Origin of the sequence: Nocardiopsis sp. EMB25, from assembly GCF_026797795.1 — a bacterium.
Classification (GTDB): Bacteria; Actinomycetota; Actinomycetes; order Streptosporangiales; family Streptosporangiaceae; genus Nocardiopsis; species Nocardiopsis lucentensis.
This window is the reverse complement of record NZ_JAMTDN010000001.1, coordinates 4489073-4503618: the sequence shown is the minus strand read 5'-3', so window position 1 is coordinate 4503618 and position 14546 is coordinate 4489073. Positions and strand designations below refer to the sequence as shown.

General features: G+C 71.7%; 13 protein-coding genes. 7 read left to right on the top strand and 6 right to left on the bottom strand.

Annotation, left to right across the window (positions count from 1 at the left end; genetic code table 11):
• Positions 1-8: 8 nt before the first annotated feature.
• Complete coding sequence (locus KIK06_RS19640) at positions 9-3482, top strand: BTAD domain-containing putative transcriptional regulator (protein WP_268644628.1); 3474 nt, start codon at positions 9-11, stop codon at positions 3480-3482.
• Here KIK06_RS19640 and KIK06_RS19635 read toward each other — a convergent pair.
• Positions 3469-5112, bottom strand: coding sequence for a nucleotidyl transferase AbiEii/AbiGii toxin family protein (locus KIK06_RS19635; RefSeq protein ID WP_268644627.1), 1644 nt, complete (start codon positions 5110-5112; stop codon positions 3469-3471). The two genes, KIK06_RS19640 and KIK06_RS19635, sit on opposite strands and share 14 nt — an antisense overlap.
• A gap of 88 nt (positions 5113-5200) precedes the next feature.
• On the bottom strand, positions 5201-5791 hold the full coding sequence (locus tag KIK06_RS19630) for a TetR/AcrR family transcriptional regulator (protein ID WP_017599265.1): 591 nt from the start codon (positions 5789-5791) through the stop codon (positions 5201-5203).
• 81 nt (positions 5792-5872) lie between these two features.
• On the opposite strand from KIK06_RS19630, the gene KIK06_RS19625 reads away from it, so the two are divergent.
• Positions 5873-6763 (top strand): oxidoreductase, encoded by an 891-nt coding sequence (locus tag KIK06_RS19625; protein ID WP_268644626.1) that lies wholly within the window; start codon positions 5873-5875, stop codon positions 6761-6763.
• 103 nt (positions 6764-6866) lie between these two features.
• On the opposite strand, the gene KIK06_RS19620 is transcribed toward KIK06_RS19625, so the two are convergent.
• Positions 6867-9518: a penicillin acylase family protein gene (locus KIK06_RS19620; RefSeq protein ID WP_268644625.1), complete on the bottom strand. Its 2652-nt coding sequence runs from the start codon at positions 9516-9518 to the stop codon at positions 6867-6869.
• 331 nt (positions 9519-9849) lie between these two features.
• Between KIK06_RS19620 and KIK06_RS19615 the strand changes: the two genes are divergently transcribed.
• The 3 genes from KIK06_RS19615 to KIK06_RS19605 all read left to right on the top strand — a co-directional run bounded on the left by KIK06_RS19615 (position 9850) and on the right by KIK06_RS19605 (position 11467).
• The gene (locus tag KIK06_RS19615) at positions 9850-10653 is read left to right on the top strand and encodes an SAM-dependent methyltransferase (RefSeq protein WP_268644624.1); all 804 of its coding nucleotides are present in this window, start codon (positions 9850-9852) and stop codon (positions 10651-10653) included.
• Positions 10654-10911: 258 nt separating this feature from the next.
• Complete coding sequence (locus tag KIK06_RS19610; RefSeq protein WP_268644623.1) at positions 10912-11070, top strand: hypothetical protein; 159 nt, start codon at positions 10912-10914, stop codon at positions 11068-11070.
• 1 nt (position 11071) lies between these two features.
• Positions 11072-11467: a RidA family protein gene (locus tag KIK06_RS19605; RefSeq protein WP_268644622.1), complete on the top strand. Its 396-nt coding sequence runs from the start codon at positions 11072-11074 to the stop codon at positions 11465-11467.
• Positions 11468-11535: 68 nt separating this feature from the next.
• Here KIK06_RS19605 and KIK06_RS19600 read toward each other — a convergent pair whose 3' ends face one another.
• Positions 11536-11955 carry a hypothetical protein gene (locus KIK06_RS19600; protein WP_268644621.1) on the bottom strand — a complete coding sequence of 140 codons (420 nt, stop codon included), beginning with the start codon at positions 11953-11955 and terminating at the stop codon, positions 11536-11538.
• A gap of 134 nt (positions 11956-12089) precedes the next feature.
• Complete coding sequence (locus KIK06_RS19595; RefSeq protein ID WP_268644620.1) at positions 12090-12605, bottom strand: ATP-binding protein; 516 nt, start codon at positions 12603-12605, stop codon at positions 12090-12092.
• Between the two features lie 249 nt (positions 12606-12854).
• Between KIK06_RS19595 and KIK06_RS19590 the strand changes: the two genes are divergently transcribed.
• Both KIK06_RS19590 and KIK06_RS19585 read left to right on the top strand, forming a co-directional pair.
• Entirely contained in the window at positions 12855-13676 is an 822-nt protein-coding gene (locus KIK06_RS19590; RefSeq protein ID WP_268644619.1) for a helix-turn-helix domain-containing protein, read from the top strand.
• Positions 13663-13851 (top strand): DUF397 domain-containing protein, encoded by a 189-nt coding sequence (locus KIK06_RS19585; RefSeq protein WP_268644618.1) that lies wholly within the window; start codon positions 13663-13665, stop codon positions 13849-13851. The genes KIK06_RS19590 and KIK06_RS19585 overlap by 14 nt, the downstream gene beginning before the upstream one ends.
• 78 nt (positions 13852-13929) lie before the next feature.
• Here KIK06_RS19585 and KIK06_RS19580 read toward each other — a convergent pair whose 3' ends face one another.
• On the bottom strand, positions 13930-14472 hold the full coding sequence (locus KIK06_RS19580; RefSeq protein WP_268644617.1) for a class IV adenylate cyclase: 543 nt from the start codon (positions 14470-14472) through the stop codon (positions 13930-13932).
• Between the last annotated feature and the right edge of the window lie 74 nt (positions 14473-14546).

Genomic DNA, 14546 nt, shown 5'->3' with positions numbered 1-14546 from the left:
GTACGGGGGTGGTCGTGTCGTCGGTGACGTTCGGGGTGCTCGGGCCGATCGAGGCGGCCGACGAGCGCGGGCCGATCAGACTCAAGGGGGCGCGTCACCGGGCGGTCCTGGCCCGGCTCCTGGTGGCCCGGGGACGGGTGGCGCCCGTGGAACGGCTCGCCGACGATCTGTGGGACGACCCCCCGCGCGGCGCGGTCGGCGCGATCCGCACGTTCGTCGGGGAGCTGCGCCGGGCGCTGGAACCCGACCGGCCGCCCCGGTCACCCGCGCGACTGCTGGTCACGGTCGGCCCGGGATACGCGCTGCGCACCCCGCCGGGGTCGGTCGACGCCCGGCGCTTCGAGACCGCTCTGGAGGCTGCGGGACGTCTGCTGGAGCACGGGGACGGGGAGGCCGCCGTGGCCGAGGTCGACGTGGGCCTGAGCCTGTGGCGCGGTCCCGCCTACGCGGAGTTCGCCGACACCGACTGGGCGCGCGCCGACGCCGCCCGCCTCGGTGAACTGCGGACACTGGCCGTGGACCTGAGGACGCGGGCGCTGCTGGCGCTCGGACGGGCGGCCGAGGCCGTGCCCGACCTGGAGGCGCAGACCACCGGCCATCCCTGGCGCGAGGAGTCCTGGCGGCTGTTGGCGCTCGCACTGTACCGGTCCGGCCGGCAGGGGGACGCCCTGGCCGCCCTGCGCCGGGCGCGTGCGGCGTTGGCCGAGGAGTTGGGCGTGGATCCCGGCCCCGAACTCCGGCGCGTGGAGACCGACATCCTCACCCAGTCCCCGGGCCTGGAGAGCACCCGGCGCGCCGGACCGCGACCGGTCGCCCGTCAGGCGGGCGCGGACCGCTCGGTCACGCCCCGGGCCAGGAGGCCCGGAGCGGCCGGCTCCCGACCGGACGGCCCCGGGGAGCCTTCGGGAGCGCGGGGAGGACGGCCCGTTCCGCGCGCCGGGCGGAGGCGGCCGTTCGTCGGCAGGGCTGAGGAACTGGAACGCCTGGAGGAGGTCGCCGACGGGGCCGTGTCACGCCGGGCGCTCGGCGTCGCCCTGGTCTCCGGTGACGCCGGGGAGGGCAAGACCACGCTGGCCGAGGCGCTCACCGGGCGGCTGGAGGAACGGGGGTGGACCGCCGCCTGGGGGCGCGGCCCCGAGCAGGAGGGGGCGCCCGGTCTCTGGCCGTGGACCCAGGTGCTCACCTCGCTCGACCGGGCCGGGCACCCGACGCCGCCGGAGGTCTCCCGGACCGTCGGGGATCCGGACCGGCTGACGCCCGGGGAGATGGCGGCCACCCGGTTCCGCTCACACCGCGCCGTCGCCGACCACCTGGCCCGGGTCGCGGGCACAGCGCCGCTGCTGCTCGTTCTCGACGACCTCCAGTGGTCGGGGGAGGAGACGCTCTCCCTTCTGGCGTTCCTGGCGGGCGAGGGGATCGCCGCGCCCGTCGCGGTCGTGGGCACCTACCGGGCCACCGAGATCGGTCCGTCCCTGGCCGAGGCGCTGGGGCGGCTGGCCAGGGTCGAACCGGCCCGCGTCCACCTGGGCGGGCTCGACGCGACGGCGGTCGGGGAGATACTCCGGGCCGCACTGGACGGTCCGGTGGACGCCGCCACCGTGCGCGCCGTTCACCGGCGGACCGGAGGCAACCCGTTCTACACGGGGGAACTCGCCCGCCTGCTCCGCGACGAGGGGCCCGCCGCGCTGGACTCGGTCCCCGCCGGGGTGCGGGACGTGGTCCGCCGCCGTGTGGCCCGGCTCCCGGAGGCCAGCCGGGGTGTCCTCGGCCAGGCGGCGGTGGTCGGCCGCGAGGTCGACATGGATGTCCTGTCCGCCCTCGTCGGGGAGGAGGAGGCGCTGCGGGCGGTGGAGTCCGCCCAGCGTGAGGGTGTGATGGTCGACGCCGGGCCGGAGCGGGCGCGGTTCACGCACGATCTGGTGCGGGACGCGCTCCGCGAGGAGGTCGCCAGCGTCCGCCGGGCCCGTTCGCACGCGCGGATCGCCGAGGTGGTCGAACGGCTGCGTCCCCACGACGCGGATGCCCTCGCCCACCACTACGTGCGCGCCGGGAACAACGCCGCGCGGGGGAAGGCCGTGCGGTACGCGCGCGAGGCCGCCGGGCGAGCCGAACGGGCCTTCGCCCCGCACGAGGCGGCCCGTCTGTGGCGGGAGGCGTTGACCGCCCACGACCGGGAGGCCGGTGCGGGCGCCGCGGAGGGCGGGGGCGACACGGAGGGCACGGGCGCCGCGGCCGGAAACGCCGTCCGGGAACGGCTCGACCTGGTCATGGGGCTGGTCCGCGCGCTCGCCTTCACCGGCGACCTGGAGAGCGCCCGCCGCCACCGGGGCGAGGCGGTCGCCATGGCGGAGGAACTCGGCGACCCCCTCCAGACCGCCGCGGTCCTCGGGGCGTTCGACGTCCCCGCGATCTGGACCGCCAACGACGACGAGGCCCTGTCCCAGCGGGTGGCGGCCGCGGCCGAGCGCACGCTCGCCGCCCTCCCGGAGCGGTTCCCGGCACAGCGCTGCCGACTGCTCGCCACCGTCGCGATGGAGCTGCGGGGCGTCCCGGGCGGGCGGGGCCGGTCGGCGGCCCACGCGGCCGAGGCGATCGCCCGTGAACTGGACGATCCGGAGCTGCTCGCGTTCGCGCTCAACGCGCGGTTCATGCACGCCTTCGAGCGGCCGGGGTCGGCCGGGGAGCGCGCCGACCTGGGAACGGAACTGGTCGGCCTCGCCCGGCGGCACTCCCTGGTCGGTTTCGAGGTGCTGGGCCGTCTGATCCTGCTCCAGGCGCACGCGGCGCTCGCGGATCTGGACACCGCCGACGAGCACGCCGCCGCGGCGGACCGGCTGGCCGAGGAGTACGGGATCCCGCTCGTGGGCGTGTTCACCGAGTGGTACGCCGCCCTGCGCCTCGCCGTGGCCGGGCGTGTCCGTGAGGCGGAGGCGGCGTACCGGTCCGCGTCCGGGGGGCTGCGACGGAGCGGCATGCGGGGGATGGAACGCGGGCTGTCGCCGTTCGCCCTCCTCTGCCTGCGGATCCAGAGCGGCGAGGGCGCCGGGGTCGCGCTCGCCGCCGGGGAGGCGGTCGCCGTCGGCACCGGGCCCTTGACGCCCTGGGTCCGGGCGCTCGACCTGGCGTGCAGGGGTGAGCTCACCGCGGCGGCCGAGACGCTTCCGGCGGACTCGCCACCGGACCTGCTGCGGGAGGCCCGCACGGTCCTCGCCGCGCTGGTCGCGCTCCGGACGGGTGACCGCGCGGCGATGGAACGGGCTCACGCATCGTTGCTCCCCGCCGCCGGGGAACTCGCGGGTGCGCAGACCGGACTGCTCACGCTCGGTCCCGTGGCCGGGTATCTGGGCGCGTTGGCCGAGGCTCTGGGCAGGCCGGACGAGGCGGAGCGGCACCGGCGGCGGGCGCTGGCGGTCGCCGAGCGCGCGGGCGCCCCGCACTGGGCGGCCGCCGCGCGCCGGGCGCTCGGGCTCAGTCCTTCCTGAACGACGGGGCCACGGCGGTCTCGAACCGGGTCAGCCAGGTCTCGGCGCCGCCCTCGACCCACGGGCACTCGCGCACGAAGTGCGCCCACTCCCCTTCGACGGCGAAGAGCTCGCCGGACTCCCGCAGGAACCGCTCGTCCACCTCCTCGGCGTTCACGCCCATCTCCTCCTCCATCACCGGTCCCAGGACCCTCATCAACAGGTCGCGGGACAGGGACGAGTTCTCGGCCAGGAGCACGGCGTCGTACAGGTCCTTGCCCTGGGGGTAGCCGTCCGTGTACAGCCACAGGACCTTCCACGCCAGGGAGAGTTCCGGGCTGGCCGCGAGGACCTCCGCCGACCCGACCCGTGCGTGGACGGGCGGCTCCGGCATCGGTTCGTGGAACACGATGTCGACCTGCACCGTGCCCTTGGGCAGGTGCTCCCACGACCACGGGAGGACGATCCGGCGTCCCTCGGCGCGCTCATAGGTCCAGATGCTCTCCGTCCGCGCCTCGTCGGGGTGGAACCGGAGGCCGGGCAGGTTCGTGACGGCGCCGTCGAACGCGCCCACCAGGTCGTCGAGCATCCGGGAGGCGTCCTCACCGACCGGTTCCATGTCCGCCGGGACGACGACGAAGTCCAGGTCGCGGGCGCGCCGGGCGGCGTCGCCGACCCACATGGGCATGAGCATGCTGCCGCGCAGGACCAGGTGGTCGCGCCACCGCGTGCCCGCGATCACGGCCAGCGCCTCCTCCATGGCGCATCGGTGGGTGTTCCACCAACGGGCGGCGAGCCCCGGGTCGTCGAACACCGGCTCGCCGGGCCGGTAGGCGTGCTGGTACTGCTTGAGCGCCGGGTCGAACACCTTTTCCTGGCTGGCGTGCGGTCCGGCGGTGTTCGGCAGGTAGGTGTCGGGGTAGCGATCCTGCGACCAGGCCCGGGGAGACGACCGGACGGAGGACCCGGCCCCGGCCGACACCGGGGCGGCGTCCATCCACCCGGCGTCCAGGCCGAGCGCGCTGTCGTACACGACGAATTCCCGCTCGATGCCGAGGACCCTGGTCTCCGGATCGGCGTCCTGGGGCCGCCACGCCCAGGCCAGGCCCTCCTCCCTCAGCGCCGTCTGGAGCTGGTCCAGGAGGGCCCTGGCTGTGGACAGCCCCACCCGTGAACAGCGCTGCGTGACGAACCGCTCCTGGTAGCCGTCCTCGCGGACCCGTCGGGCGTTTCGGGAGAACCGGGCGAGGTGCGGTTCGACGAGCCGCGAGAGCGCGTCGAGATCCGTGTCCGGGGCGAGCAGCAGCTTGATGTGGTGCTCGAAGTAGCAGTGGGCCGGGAGGGCCAGTGCCTCCTCGCGGTTCCTGGGGACGCCGACGTTGGACTGGGAGACCTCGATCTTGGCGCGGGTCACTCCGAATCCGCCCTCGGCCAGGCGGTCGGTCCACTTCTCGGCCACCGCGATCTCCCCACTGAGCGTGCCGTGGCCGTGGTAGGTGACCATGGGCTGGGAGGCGGAGGCGCCCCGGTCGAGCTCGATGTGGGTGAACTTCAGTCCGTTCTCCCGCGCCCACGCTGCCGCCTCGTCGACACGCGCCGGTGTGGGCGCGTCGAGCGTCAGGTGGGTCTCGAAGTCGCCGGGAAACTCCATGGGGCCTTCTTCTCCGGTTCTGCCGGTGATGGGTTCGCCACCCTGGGACGTGTCCGGTCGCGGTGTGGTTCCGGCGGACCGGTTCACCTCAGCGCGGGGCGATCCCGTTGTAGAGGACCCCCATCACGTCGGCGAGGTACACCTCGACGTCGGCGGGGTCGGCGTCCGCCTTGAACATGACGAAGCCGTGCAGGGTGGCGGACACGGTCATCGCGATGGTGAGGGGGTCCCCCTCGGCGATCTCCCCGGCGGCCTGGCCCTCCCTGATCGGACTCACCACCGAGTCGAGCATGCGCTCGACCGCCGCGGCGAGCTGTTCGGAGACGTCGGGGTCGTGCTTGCGCGTGTACATGAGGTCGAGCAGGGCGGGGTGCTCGACGGCGAAGTCCACGTAGGTCCGGGCCAGCCTGATGAGGTTCGCGAGGGTGTCGTCCCCGTCCTCGACCTTGGCCGTGCCCTCCATGCGCTCGGTGAGCCGCTCGAACCCGGTGAGCGCCAGGGCGTCGATCAGGGCCTGCTTGTCCCTGAAGTGGCGGCTGGGCGCGGCGTGGCTCACCCCCGCCTCACGGGCGAGCTCGCGCAGGGACAGCGCGGCCGGTCCGCGCTCGGCGAGGGCGCGTTCGGCGTTGGCGAGGAGAACGGCGCGCAGGTCACCGTGGTGATAGGGGCGGTCAGGCATGGCTCCAGCATAGGTCGGGTGTTTCCGCCGCCAGCATTGTTGTCATTGACAACTTTAAGATGGCTCGCCTACGGTGGCGCGATGGACACGAAAGCGGTCACGATCCCCGACCTGAGCGGCCGTACGGCGGTCGTCACCGGAGCCAACAGCGGCCTGGGCCTGGAGACCACGCGCGTCCTCGCCCGCAAGGGTATGCGGGTGGTGATGGCGGTGCGCGACGAGGAGAAGGGTCAGGCCGCCGCGAAGTCGGTCGACGGCGCCACCGAGGTGCGTCCCCTCGACCTCGCCGACCTGGCGTCGGTGCGCGCGTTCGCGGAGGGGTGGGACGGGCCGATCCACCTGCTCGTCAACAACGCGGGCGTGATGGCCCTGCCCCGCTCGTACACGGCGGACGGGTTCGAGACGCAGTTCGGCGTCAACCACCTCGGCCACTTCGCCCTCACCAACCTGTTGTTGACCCACGTCACCGGTCGGGTGGTGACGGTCTCCTCCGGCCTGCACCGGGCGATGCGCGGCATCGACTTCGACGACCTGAACCTGGACTCCGGTTACACGCCGGGCCGCGCCTACGCCCAGTCCAAGCTCGCCAACCTGCTGTTCACGCTGGAGCTGCAGCGACGACTGGAGGCGGCGGGGTCGCCGGTGCTCGCGACCGCCGCCCACCCCGGGTACGCGGCCACCAACCTCCAGAGTCACGCCGCCAACCCCCTCGCCCGGGCACTGATGGCCGTGGGGAACAGGCTGATCGCCCAGAGCGGGGCCGTCGGAGCGCTGCCCACGATCTACGCCGCCACCCAGGACGTGCCGGGGGCCGCGTTCGCCGGACCCACGAAGATGGGGGGAACACGCGGCGTCCCCGGCCTGTGCAGCCGGAGCGAGGCGGCGTGGGACTCGATCGCCGCGCGGCGGCTGTGGACGGTCTCCGAGGAGCTCACCGGGGTGGAGTTCCCCGACCTGGCGCGGACTGACTGAACCGATGCGCTGAACCGGTCGCTGAACCGGTCCGCCGAACCGCCTCGCCCCCGTCCGGCCGGAGAGCGCCGGACGGGGGCGAGGCGGTGGTGCTCCGGGTCGGTCACGGGACGAGGGTCAGCTCGTCCACCGCGGCCTCCTCCACCCCCTCCCGGGAGACGGTGAACGGCAGGGTCTCGCCCGCCGCCCACGCCTCCATCTGGTCGTCGTAGTTGGGGTGGAAGGCGTGCCCGGAGTTGCCGGTCAGGTGGATCCAGGTGGAGGCGTCCCGGTCGGCGAGGTCCACGACCATGCGCATGGACGGCACGGCGACGATCTCATAGCCCTCGGTCGCGTTCCATCCGGTGGCGTTGACGATGCTGGACCCGCCCGAACTCTCCACCGGGCCGCGGTTGAGCAGCCACTCGACCGGGCCGATCCCAGAGGTGCCGAAGGACTGGTTGGTCGCGGTCAGGGTGTGCAGGTCGCCCCAGCGCCAGTCGGCGGGGTCCTCGCCCAGGCGCTCGGTCAGCTCCTCGGCCGCGGCGTCCATCGCGGCGGCCAGGACCTCGTCGCGGCCGTCGGCGGTCTCACCGTCCCACCAGGCGGACTCGGGGTCGGCGAGGAGCTCGTTGACCACGTACATGCCGCGCGAACTGCCGCTCATGGTGACGCCGTCGCCCAGCTCGTCGAAGAGCAGCGGCAGCAGGTGGCGCCAGAACGCCTGGTAGAAGGCGGCGCCCGCCGAGTCGGGGCCGGTGTGGCCGTCCCAGTTCCGCAGCAGGTCCTGAGCCTGGGCCGTGACACCGTCGACCTCGACCTCCAGCAGGTGGGGGAGGGTCCCGGCGGCGGCCAGGTGGTAGGAGTCCATGTGGATCGCGGACATGTCCTCCGAGGTCACCGGGCCCTCGGTGATCGCCTGGTCGATCAGGTCGTTGATCCGCTGGCTCCGGTATCCGTAGTCCCAGTCGTCGGTCAGGTGGTGGGGGTACTCGGCGTCCACCAGGGACTGGTTGGCGGTCACGATCACCCCCGAGTCGGGGTTGTACACGCTGGGCAGCGCGTCGAAGGGCAGGTAGTCGCCCCAGTCGTAGGCGGAGTCCCAGCCGGGGACGGGCCAGCGGCCGTCGCCCTCGCCGCGCACGGGGACGCGGCCCGGAGCCTGGTAGCCGATGTTGCCCTCGGCGTCGGCGTAGACGAGGTTCTGCGCGGGGACGTCGAAGCGGCTGGCGGCGTCACGGAAGTCGTCCCAGTCGCGGGCGCGGTTGATGGCGAAGATGGACTCGACGGTGGTGCCGGGCTCCAGGGCGGTCCACCGGAGGGCTACGCCGTACTCGGAGCCGTCCGCGCCGTCGGGGGAGTCCGGCGCCTCATCGTCCGACTCCACGGGTTCGGCGACCTGCGGATTCTCGGTGACGGGGGCGAGGTGCGATCCGGCCTCGGCGTCGGAGATCAGCGGTCCGTGCCCGGTCAGGCGGACGGTGATGTCGACGTCCTCGCCGCCGGCGACGGCGATCGTCTCCTCGATGACCTCCAGGGGCACGCGCTCACCGTCCACGACGTAGTGGTCGCCGTCGATCCGCTCCACGTAGAGGTCCATGACGTCGGGGTTGAGGTTGGTCAGGCCCCAGGCGATGGACTCGTTCTGGCCGATGACCACGCCGGGCAGACCGGAGAAGCTGAACCCGGTGACGTCGTAGGGGCAGGCGTCGGTGATCTCGTCGCAGTGCAGTCCGATCTGGAACCAGGTGGAGGGCATCGACGCGCCCAGGTGGGGGTCGTTGGCCAGGAGCGGCAGGCCGGACTCGGTGTGCTCGCCGGAGACCACCCAGGAGTTGGAGCCCAGGTCGGGGCTGGTGGAGGGGCCGAGCAGGCCGGGGATCGCCTCGGAGATCCGGTCGAGGCCGTCGACGGCGGAGAGGGCGTCCTCGGGCAGGTCCGGGGGAGTGGTGTCCGGCGTCGCGTCGGGTGCGGCGGCGGTGTCGGTCGGGGCGGCGCCGGGGGCGCGGCGCTCGTCCGCCATCGGGGCGTCGGTCCCGGAGTCGGCCTCGGCGCCGTTGAGCTCGTCGGTCGCGGTGATCGGCGTGTGCTGATCGACGGGGTAGGCGGGGTAGAGCTCGTCGATCTGGTCGCGGGTGAGGCCGGAGGCGAGGAGGACGGCGCGCTCGGTCTCCTCGCGGAGGTTGCCGCCGAGGTCCCAGGCCATGGCCTTGAGCCAGGCGAGGCTGTCGGCGGGGGTCCAGGGCTCGATGGCGTAGTCGTCGGCGGTCACGGCGAGCAGACCGTGCTCCAGGCTGGCGGCGGTGCCCTCGTGCTCCTCGATCCAGGCGTTGACGCCCTCGGCGTAGGCGTCCAGGTGGCCCCGGGTCTGTTCGTCGAGCAGGTCGTACTCTTGCTCGGCGACGCGGCGCCAGCCCATGGTGCGCAGGTAGGCGTCGGTCTCGACCTGGTCGGGGCCGAACAGTTCGGCGGTCCGGCCGGCGGTGACGTGGCGGCGGAAGTCCATCTCCCAGAAGCGCTCCTGGGCGTGGGTGAACCCTTGGGCCATGAAGAGGTCGTGCGAGGTCTCGGCGTAGACGTGGGCGACGCCGTACTCGTCGCGCAGGACGGTGACGGAGGAGTCGAGTCCGGGGAGGGTGAGCTCGCCGGAGGTCTCCGGGAATGAGCGGCGCACGGCCCATATCCCCAGGAGTGTGGCTATCAGGGCCAGCGCCACCACGGCTGCGAGGGAGCCCAGAAGTACGCGAACGAGGACACGGCTGCGCAAGACACTCATGCGGGAACACTAGGGTGCGCGGCGTCACGTGATCCAGGCCTCTGGGGCGGTCGATCCAATTGTTACCTACGGGTAAACACGGAGTGGTGGAGGTTTCCCACGTTCCGGAGTCGTTCGGCCCGCCCGCCCCGGCCTGTCGTCGCGCCGTGCCAGACTCCGTCGCGTGATCGGGGCCCGGTTGGGGCGTCCCCGCGGAGAGCGGCCACCTTCCCCGCGGCGTCCCGGATCACGCCGCCGGGCTCTTCGCCCGCGGCGCCTGAAAGCCCTGTGGTGTAGGGGATCGGGGTGGTCTAGGTTGGCCGCGAACGACGGCCGACGAACGAAGGACTCCATGACCACCCCCTCCTCGCCCCACCCCCTGGACACGTCGGTTCCGCACTCCGCGCGCGTGTGGAACTACTGGCTGGGCGGTAAGGACAACTACCCGGCCGACCGGGCCGTGGGCGACCAGATCCGTGACGCCAACCCGATGATCGCCGAGATCGCCGTCGCCCAGCGGGCGTTCCTCGTGCGCACGGTCCGCCACCTGGTCACCGAGGCCGGGGTCGACCAGTTCCTCGACGTGGGCACCGGGCTGCCCACCGCCAACAACACCCACGAGGTCGCCCAGGCGCACGACCCGGCGGCGCGGATCGTCTACGTCGACCACGACCCGCTCGTGCTCACGCACGCCCGCGCCCTGCTCACGGGCAGTCCCGAGGGCGCGACCGACTACGTCGACGCCGACCTGCACGAGCCCGAGCGAATTCTGCGGGAGGCCGCGAAGACGCTGGACCTGTCCCGGCCGACCGCGCTGTTGCTCCTGGGCGTCACCGCGCACGTGGTCGAGGACGAGGAGGCCTACGCCGTCGTCCGCCGACTCGTGGACGCCCTGCCCAGCGGCAGCCACCTGGTGCTGTGCGACGACACCAACGTCATCGCCCCCGCCGAGATGGACGAGATGATCCGGCAGTGGAACGAGGCCGGGGAGAACCCCCGGGTCAACCGCACGCCCGAGCGGATCGCCGGGTTCTTCGACGGCTTGGAGCTGCTGGAGCCGGGTGTGGTCTCGGTGACCGAGTGGCGCCCGGAACCGGCCGAGGTGGGCACGGTCCGGCTCCTGGACGACTTCGGCGGGGTCGCCCGCAAGGGGTAGGGCCGCGCTGGACGAGTCCCCAGTCGGCTCCCGCCGGATCGACCTGGTGACGCGCCGGGCCGAACTCGCCTGGCGGCGCGAGGTCGGAGCGCGGACGCCTCAGGCGGAGACGACGTCCGGACGGACGCCCCCCCGTGGCCGTCGCGCGTGGTTCGCGGTGTCGGCAGCGGCGCGGGAAACGTTCGCGTTCCCGGTTCTATTCCCGTCGCCGCCGTCGCGGCGCTCGTCGTGCGGGGGCTGGCATACGGCGGGGTGTCGGTGGGTTCACAGACCTGGACGCCGCGGCACGCGTCGGAGGTTCCCGAGACCGCGACGGCGCTGCCGGCCCGCGCGTTCAACCCGGCCATCGCGTTGGGCGCGCTGCTGGACGGCCGGGTGGCCGACGGGTTCAGGACATCGGATTCACGGAGGAACTGACATGGCACACACGCTGAGCAACCCCGAGGGCCTGCACGACCCGGTGCCGTTCGGGTACTCCCACCTGGCCGAGACCTCCGGAGAGCTGGTGGTCGTCGCGGGGCAGTACGCGTCCGACGCCAAGGGCGGGGTGGCGGTGGAGGACTTCGCCGGGCAGGTGGAGCTGGCCTTCGCCCACCTGGGCACGGCGCTGGAGGCCGCGGGGCTGGGGTACCGGCACGTCGTCCGGTTGGGGACCTACGTCGTCGATCACGACCTGGGCAGGCTGGAGGTCCTCGGGGAGCGCGTGCACGCGATCTGGGGCGGGAAGCCGCCCGCGCAGACCCTGCTGGGGGTGGCGACGCTGGCGCTGCCGGGGATGCTGTTCGAGGTCGACGCGTTGGCCGTTCGGGATTGACCTGATGTTCGCTGTCCCGCTCGGGCGGTGGCCGTGACGGTCGCCGCCCGAGCGGCGGGGCGTTCGGCTCAGGTGGCGGGGGAACCGTCGGTGGCGAGGTAGACGCGGACCAGGCTGGCGAGTTCGTCGAACTCGCCCCGCTGCGGTGGCGGCTCCGCCGCCAGGAGGTCGCCCACGGGGATGCGCGGCTGGGGGATGGTCGCCCGACGCTGGGGGCGCGGGTACATGTACGGGCGGACGAGCGCGCCGCCGGTCTCGTCGGGGTCCGAGGGCCGAGGTTCCGGGTTCGCGGCGAGCGGCTCGGGCTCGCCAGGGGAACCGGTCGGGAGTTCGCGTCGGTCCGGAGCGGGGCCGATCGCGGTTCGAGTCGGTGTGCCGGGCACGAACACGAAGGCCAGGGCGGTCGCCAGCGCCGTGGTGGCGAGGGCACAGAGCTGGCCCGCGAGGGTTCGGTGTTGCCTGCGGTGGCGGCCGGTAGTGTGTTGCACGGTCATCCTCCTGCTGTGTTCAGGTGGTTGATCACGCCCCGGACCGGTGTTGCAGTCACCGGCTGGGGCATCTGTGTTTCTGTGTTCTGGGCGGGTGTCATTGGCCCCGTGGGACTGCGCTTCCCGCCGTGGCCTCAGGTGTCCAGGTCGCGGTCGGTGTCGATCAGCGCCCACACGGTCAGCGGGCCGCCCGGGCAACCGGTCCACCACCACTTCTCCGCCAACGCGGCGACCAGGCGGAGGCCGCGCCCGGAGGGCTGTGTTCCGTCGATGCGGTCGGTCAGGACGGGAACCGTGACCGGGCGCAGGGCCCGAGGACCGTCGTCGGTCACGGAGACCAGGACGACCCGACCGGGCAGCACCTCCACGGTGACCCTGACCCGTCCGCACCGGCCGCCCGAGGCCGTGTGGATGACGGTGTTCGTCACCAGTTCGCTGACGACCAGCTTGACCAGGGCGTTCGCTTCCTCGTCCAGCCCGGTGGCCCCCGCGCACCAGGTTCGGATCCGGCCGACCTGCGCAGGTGCTCCGTCGAAGTACGCGGCGGCCACCCCAGCACGACGGCTCTTGACGCGGACCGGCAACCCACCCACCACCCGCCGGTCCTGGCTGTGGCCGCATCGCGGCCTCGGCACCTCGAATCCGGACATCTTGCTCTCCTTTTCCGCGATTCTCAGATCAGCGGTAGCGGTCGTTAGATTTGGTTTAAATGTCCGAATGATTGGCAATTGAGGTGAAGTGACTCAAGCGCTCAACTCTTCGGCCTGCATTAACTGTGCTCGCGACAGCGCTCGGATTTCCAGAAGTGCCATTGACTTCTCGATAACTCTCGCCGTTGCTGTCCGGGTGTGTCACACTGTTGGCAGAGAGTCGAATCTGCTTGATTCCGCTGGAGTTCTATGCCCAGGAAGCCCAACCCCTCCTATCGAAAGATCGCGACTGAGCTGCGGAAACTCCGGAAATCCAAGGGCTGGACCCAGGGGAGGCTCGCTGAGCAGTTGAGTTGCTCCACGTCCCTCATCTCCTACTGGGAACTGGCCATCTATGTGCCGCAGTTGAAGGAGTGCCAGTCGCTCGACCAGATATTCGGTACGTCCGGCTTCTTCGAACGTGCCTGGGGCAGGGTCAACAGTGAGAGTATCTACCCGGTAGGTACGCAGACCGCCGTCGATTTTGAGCGGTCAGCTGCGGACATTCGCGAGTACCACACGATCCTGGTTCCTGGCTTGGCGCAGACTCCCGGGTATGCCCGGGCCACATACCGTGCGATGCAGCCGTTCGCCACGGAGGAGACCTTGGACCGCCTGGTCGCATCCCGTGTGAAGCGCCACGAGATCCTGCGGGGAGTCGATCGGCCGCTACTGTGGATGGTGCTGGACGAGGGAGTGATCCGACGGGTTCTCGGTAGCCAGGCCACGATGAAGGAGCAGTTGGAACATCTGCTTGAGATGACGGAGTCGCGAACACTCCGGCTTCAGATCGTTCCTCGGCGTTGCAAACTTCCCCCAGGTATCTCAGGGCCCTTCAAGATCTACACCTTCCCCGATCGTCCGATGGTCGTGACGGCGGAGTACGTGGTCGATGACCTCGTCATCGATGACACTGAGCAGGTGCGCTACTGTGCGAATCTCTTCGGGGCGATCCAGTCGGAAGCGCTGTCGACAAGCGACAGCTATGAGCTGGTGCGGCGGGTACAGGGAGAGCTCGATGAGCAGTCGTGAGTGGCACAAGAGCAGCTACAGCAGCGGTGTGAACAACAACTGCGTGGAGGTCTCCGAAGGGCGGGCTGTGCTGGTGCGTGACACCCAGAACAGGGGCCTCGGCCACCTCACCTACCCCAGCGCCGAGTGGACAGGTCTCCTAGCCACCCTGAAGGAGTCCTCGGGGAATCACTGAGCCGCAGCCTGTGGTTGCCAAGAACCAGCCTGCGGTGTGCCCCCGTCCGCGCTGCACACAGGCACACCGCAGCGACGCTCACTTCGTGTCGAAGCGCAGATCAGTGATGGTGGTCAGGTCGATGCCGTAGCGGGCGTAGACCTTGGTGGTGTTCTCCCCGGTCAGGTCGGATTCGGCGTAGCCGAGCAAAGCCGCGACGCGGACCACCTCGGCCCGGCTGTCGGCCTCGATCTCCAGGTAGGCGGGGATGCGCGGCCAGGTGTCGATCTCCAACTGAGCGCCGTCCAAGGTGAAGCTGCGCCGGTGGTTCTCCTGGTAGGCCCTGGGGCGGTAGCCGAGCTTTCCCAGCAAGGTGTTGGCGGTCTCGAAGTCACCGATCTCGGTCTCGGTCTCGCGGGTGCCACCGATGGCGTCGGACTCGATCTCCTTGACCGTGAGCGTGACCCGGTCACCGGTGTCGCGCAGGCGCACCCAGCGTGAGGTGTCGGCGGGGTCGATGTCGTAGACGTAGCGGCGTTGGAGCACGTCGCCCAAGTCGGTCCCACCCTTGTCGAGGATGATCCGGGCCACCTGGTCGGGGTCGATGCCGAGGACCTTGGCCTCGTACTCGATCGTGCTCATGGAGTCGTTCCCCTTCTTCACGAGGTGTGTTCCCAAAAAACCAGAGGGATGCGGTAGGCGGCTTCCTGTGTACG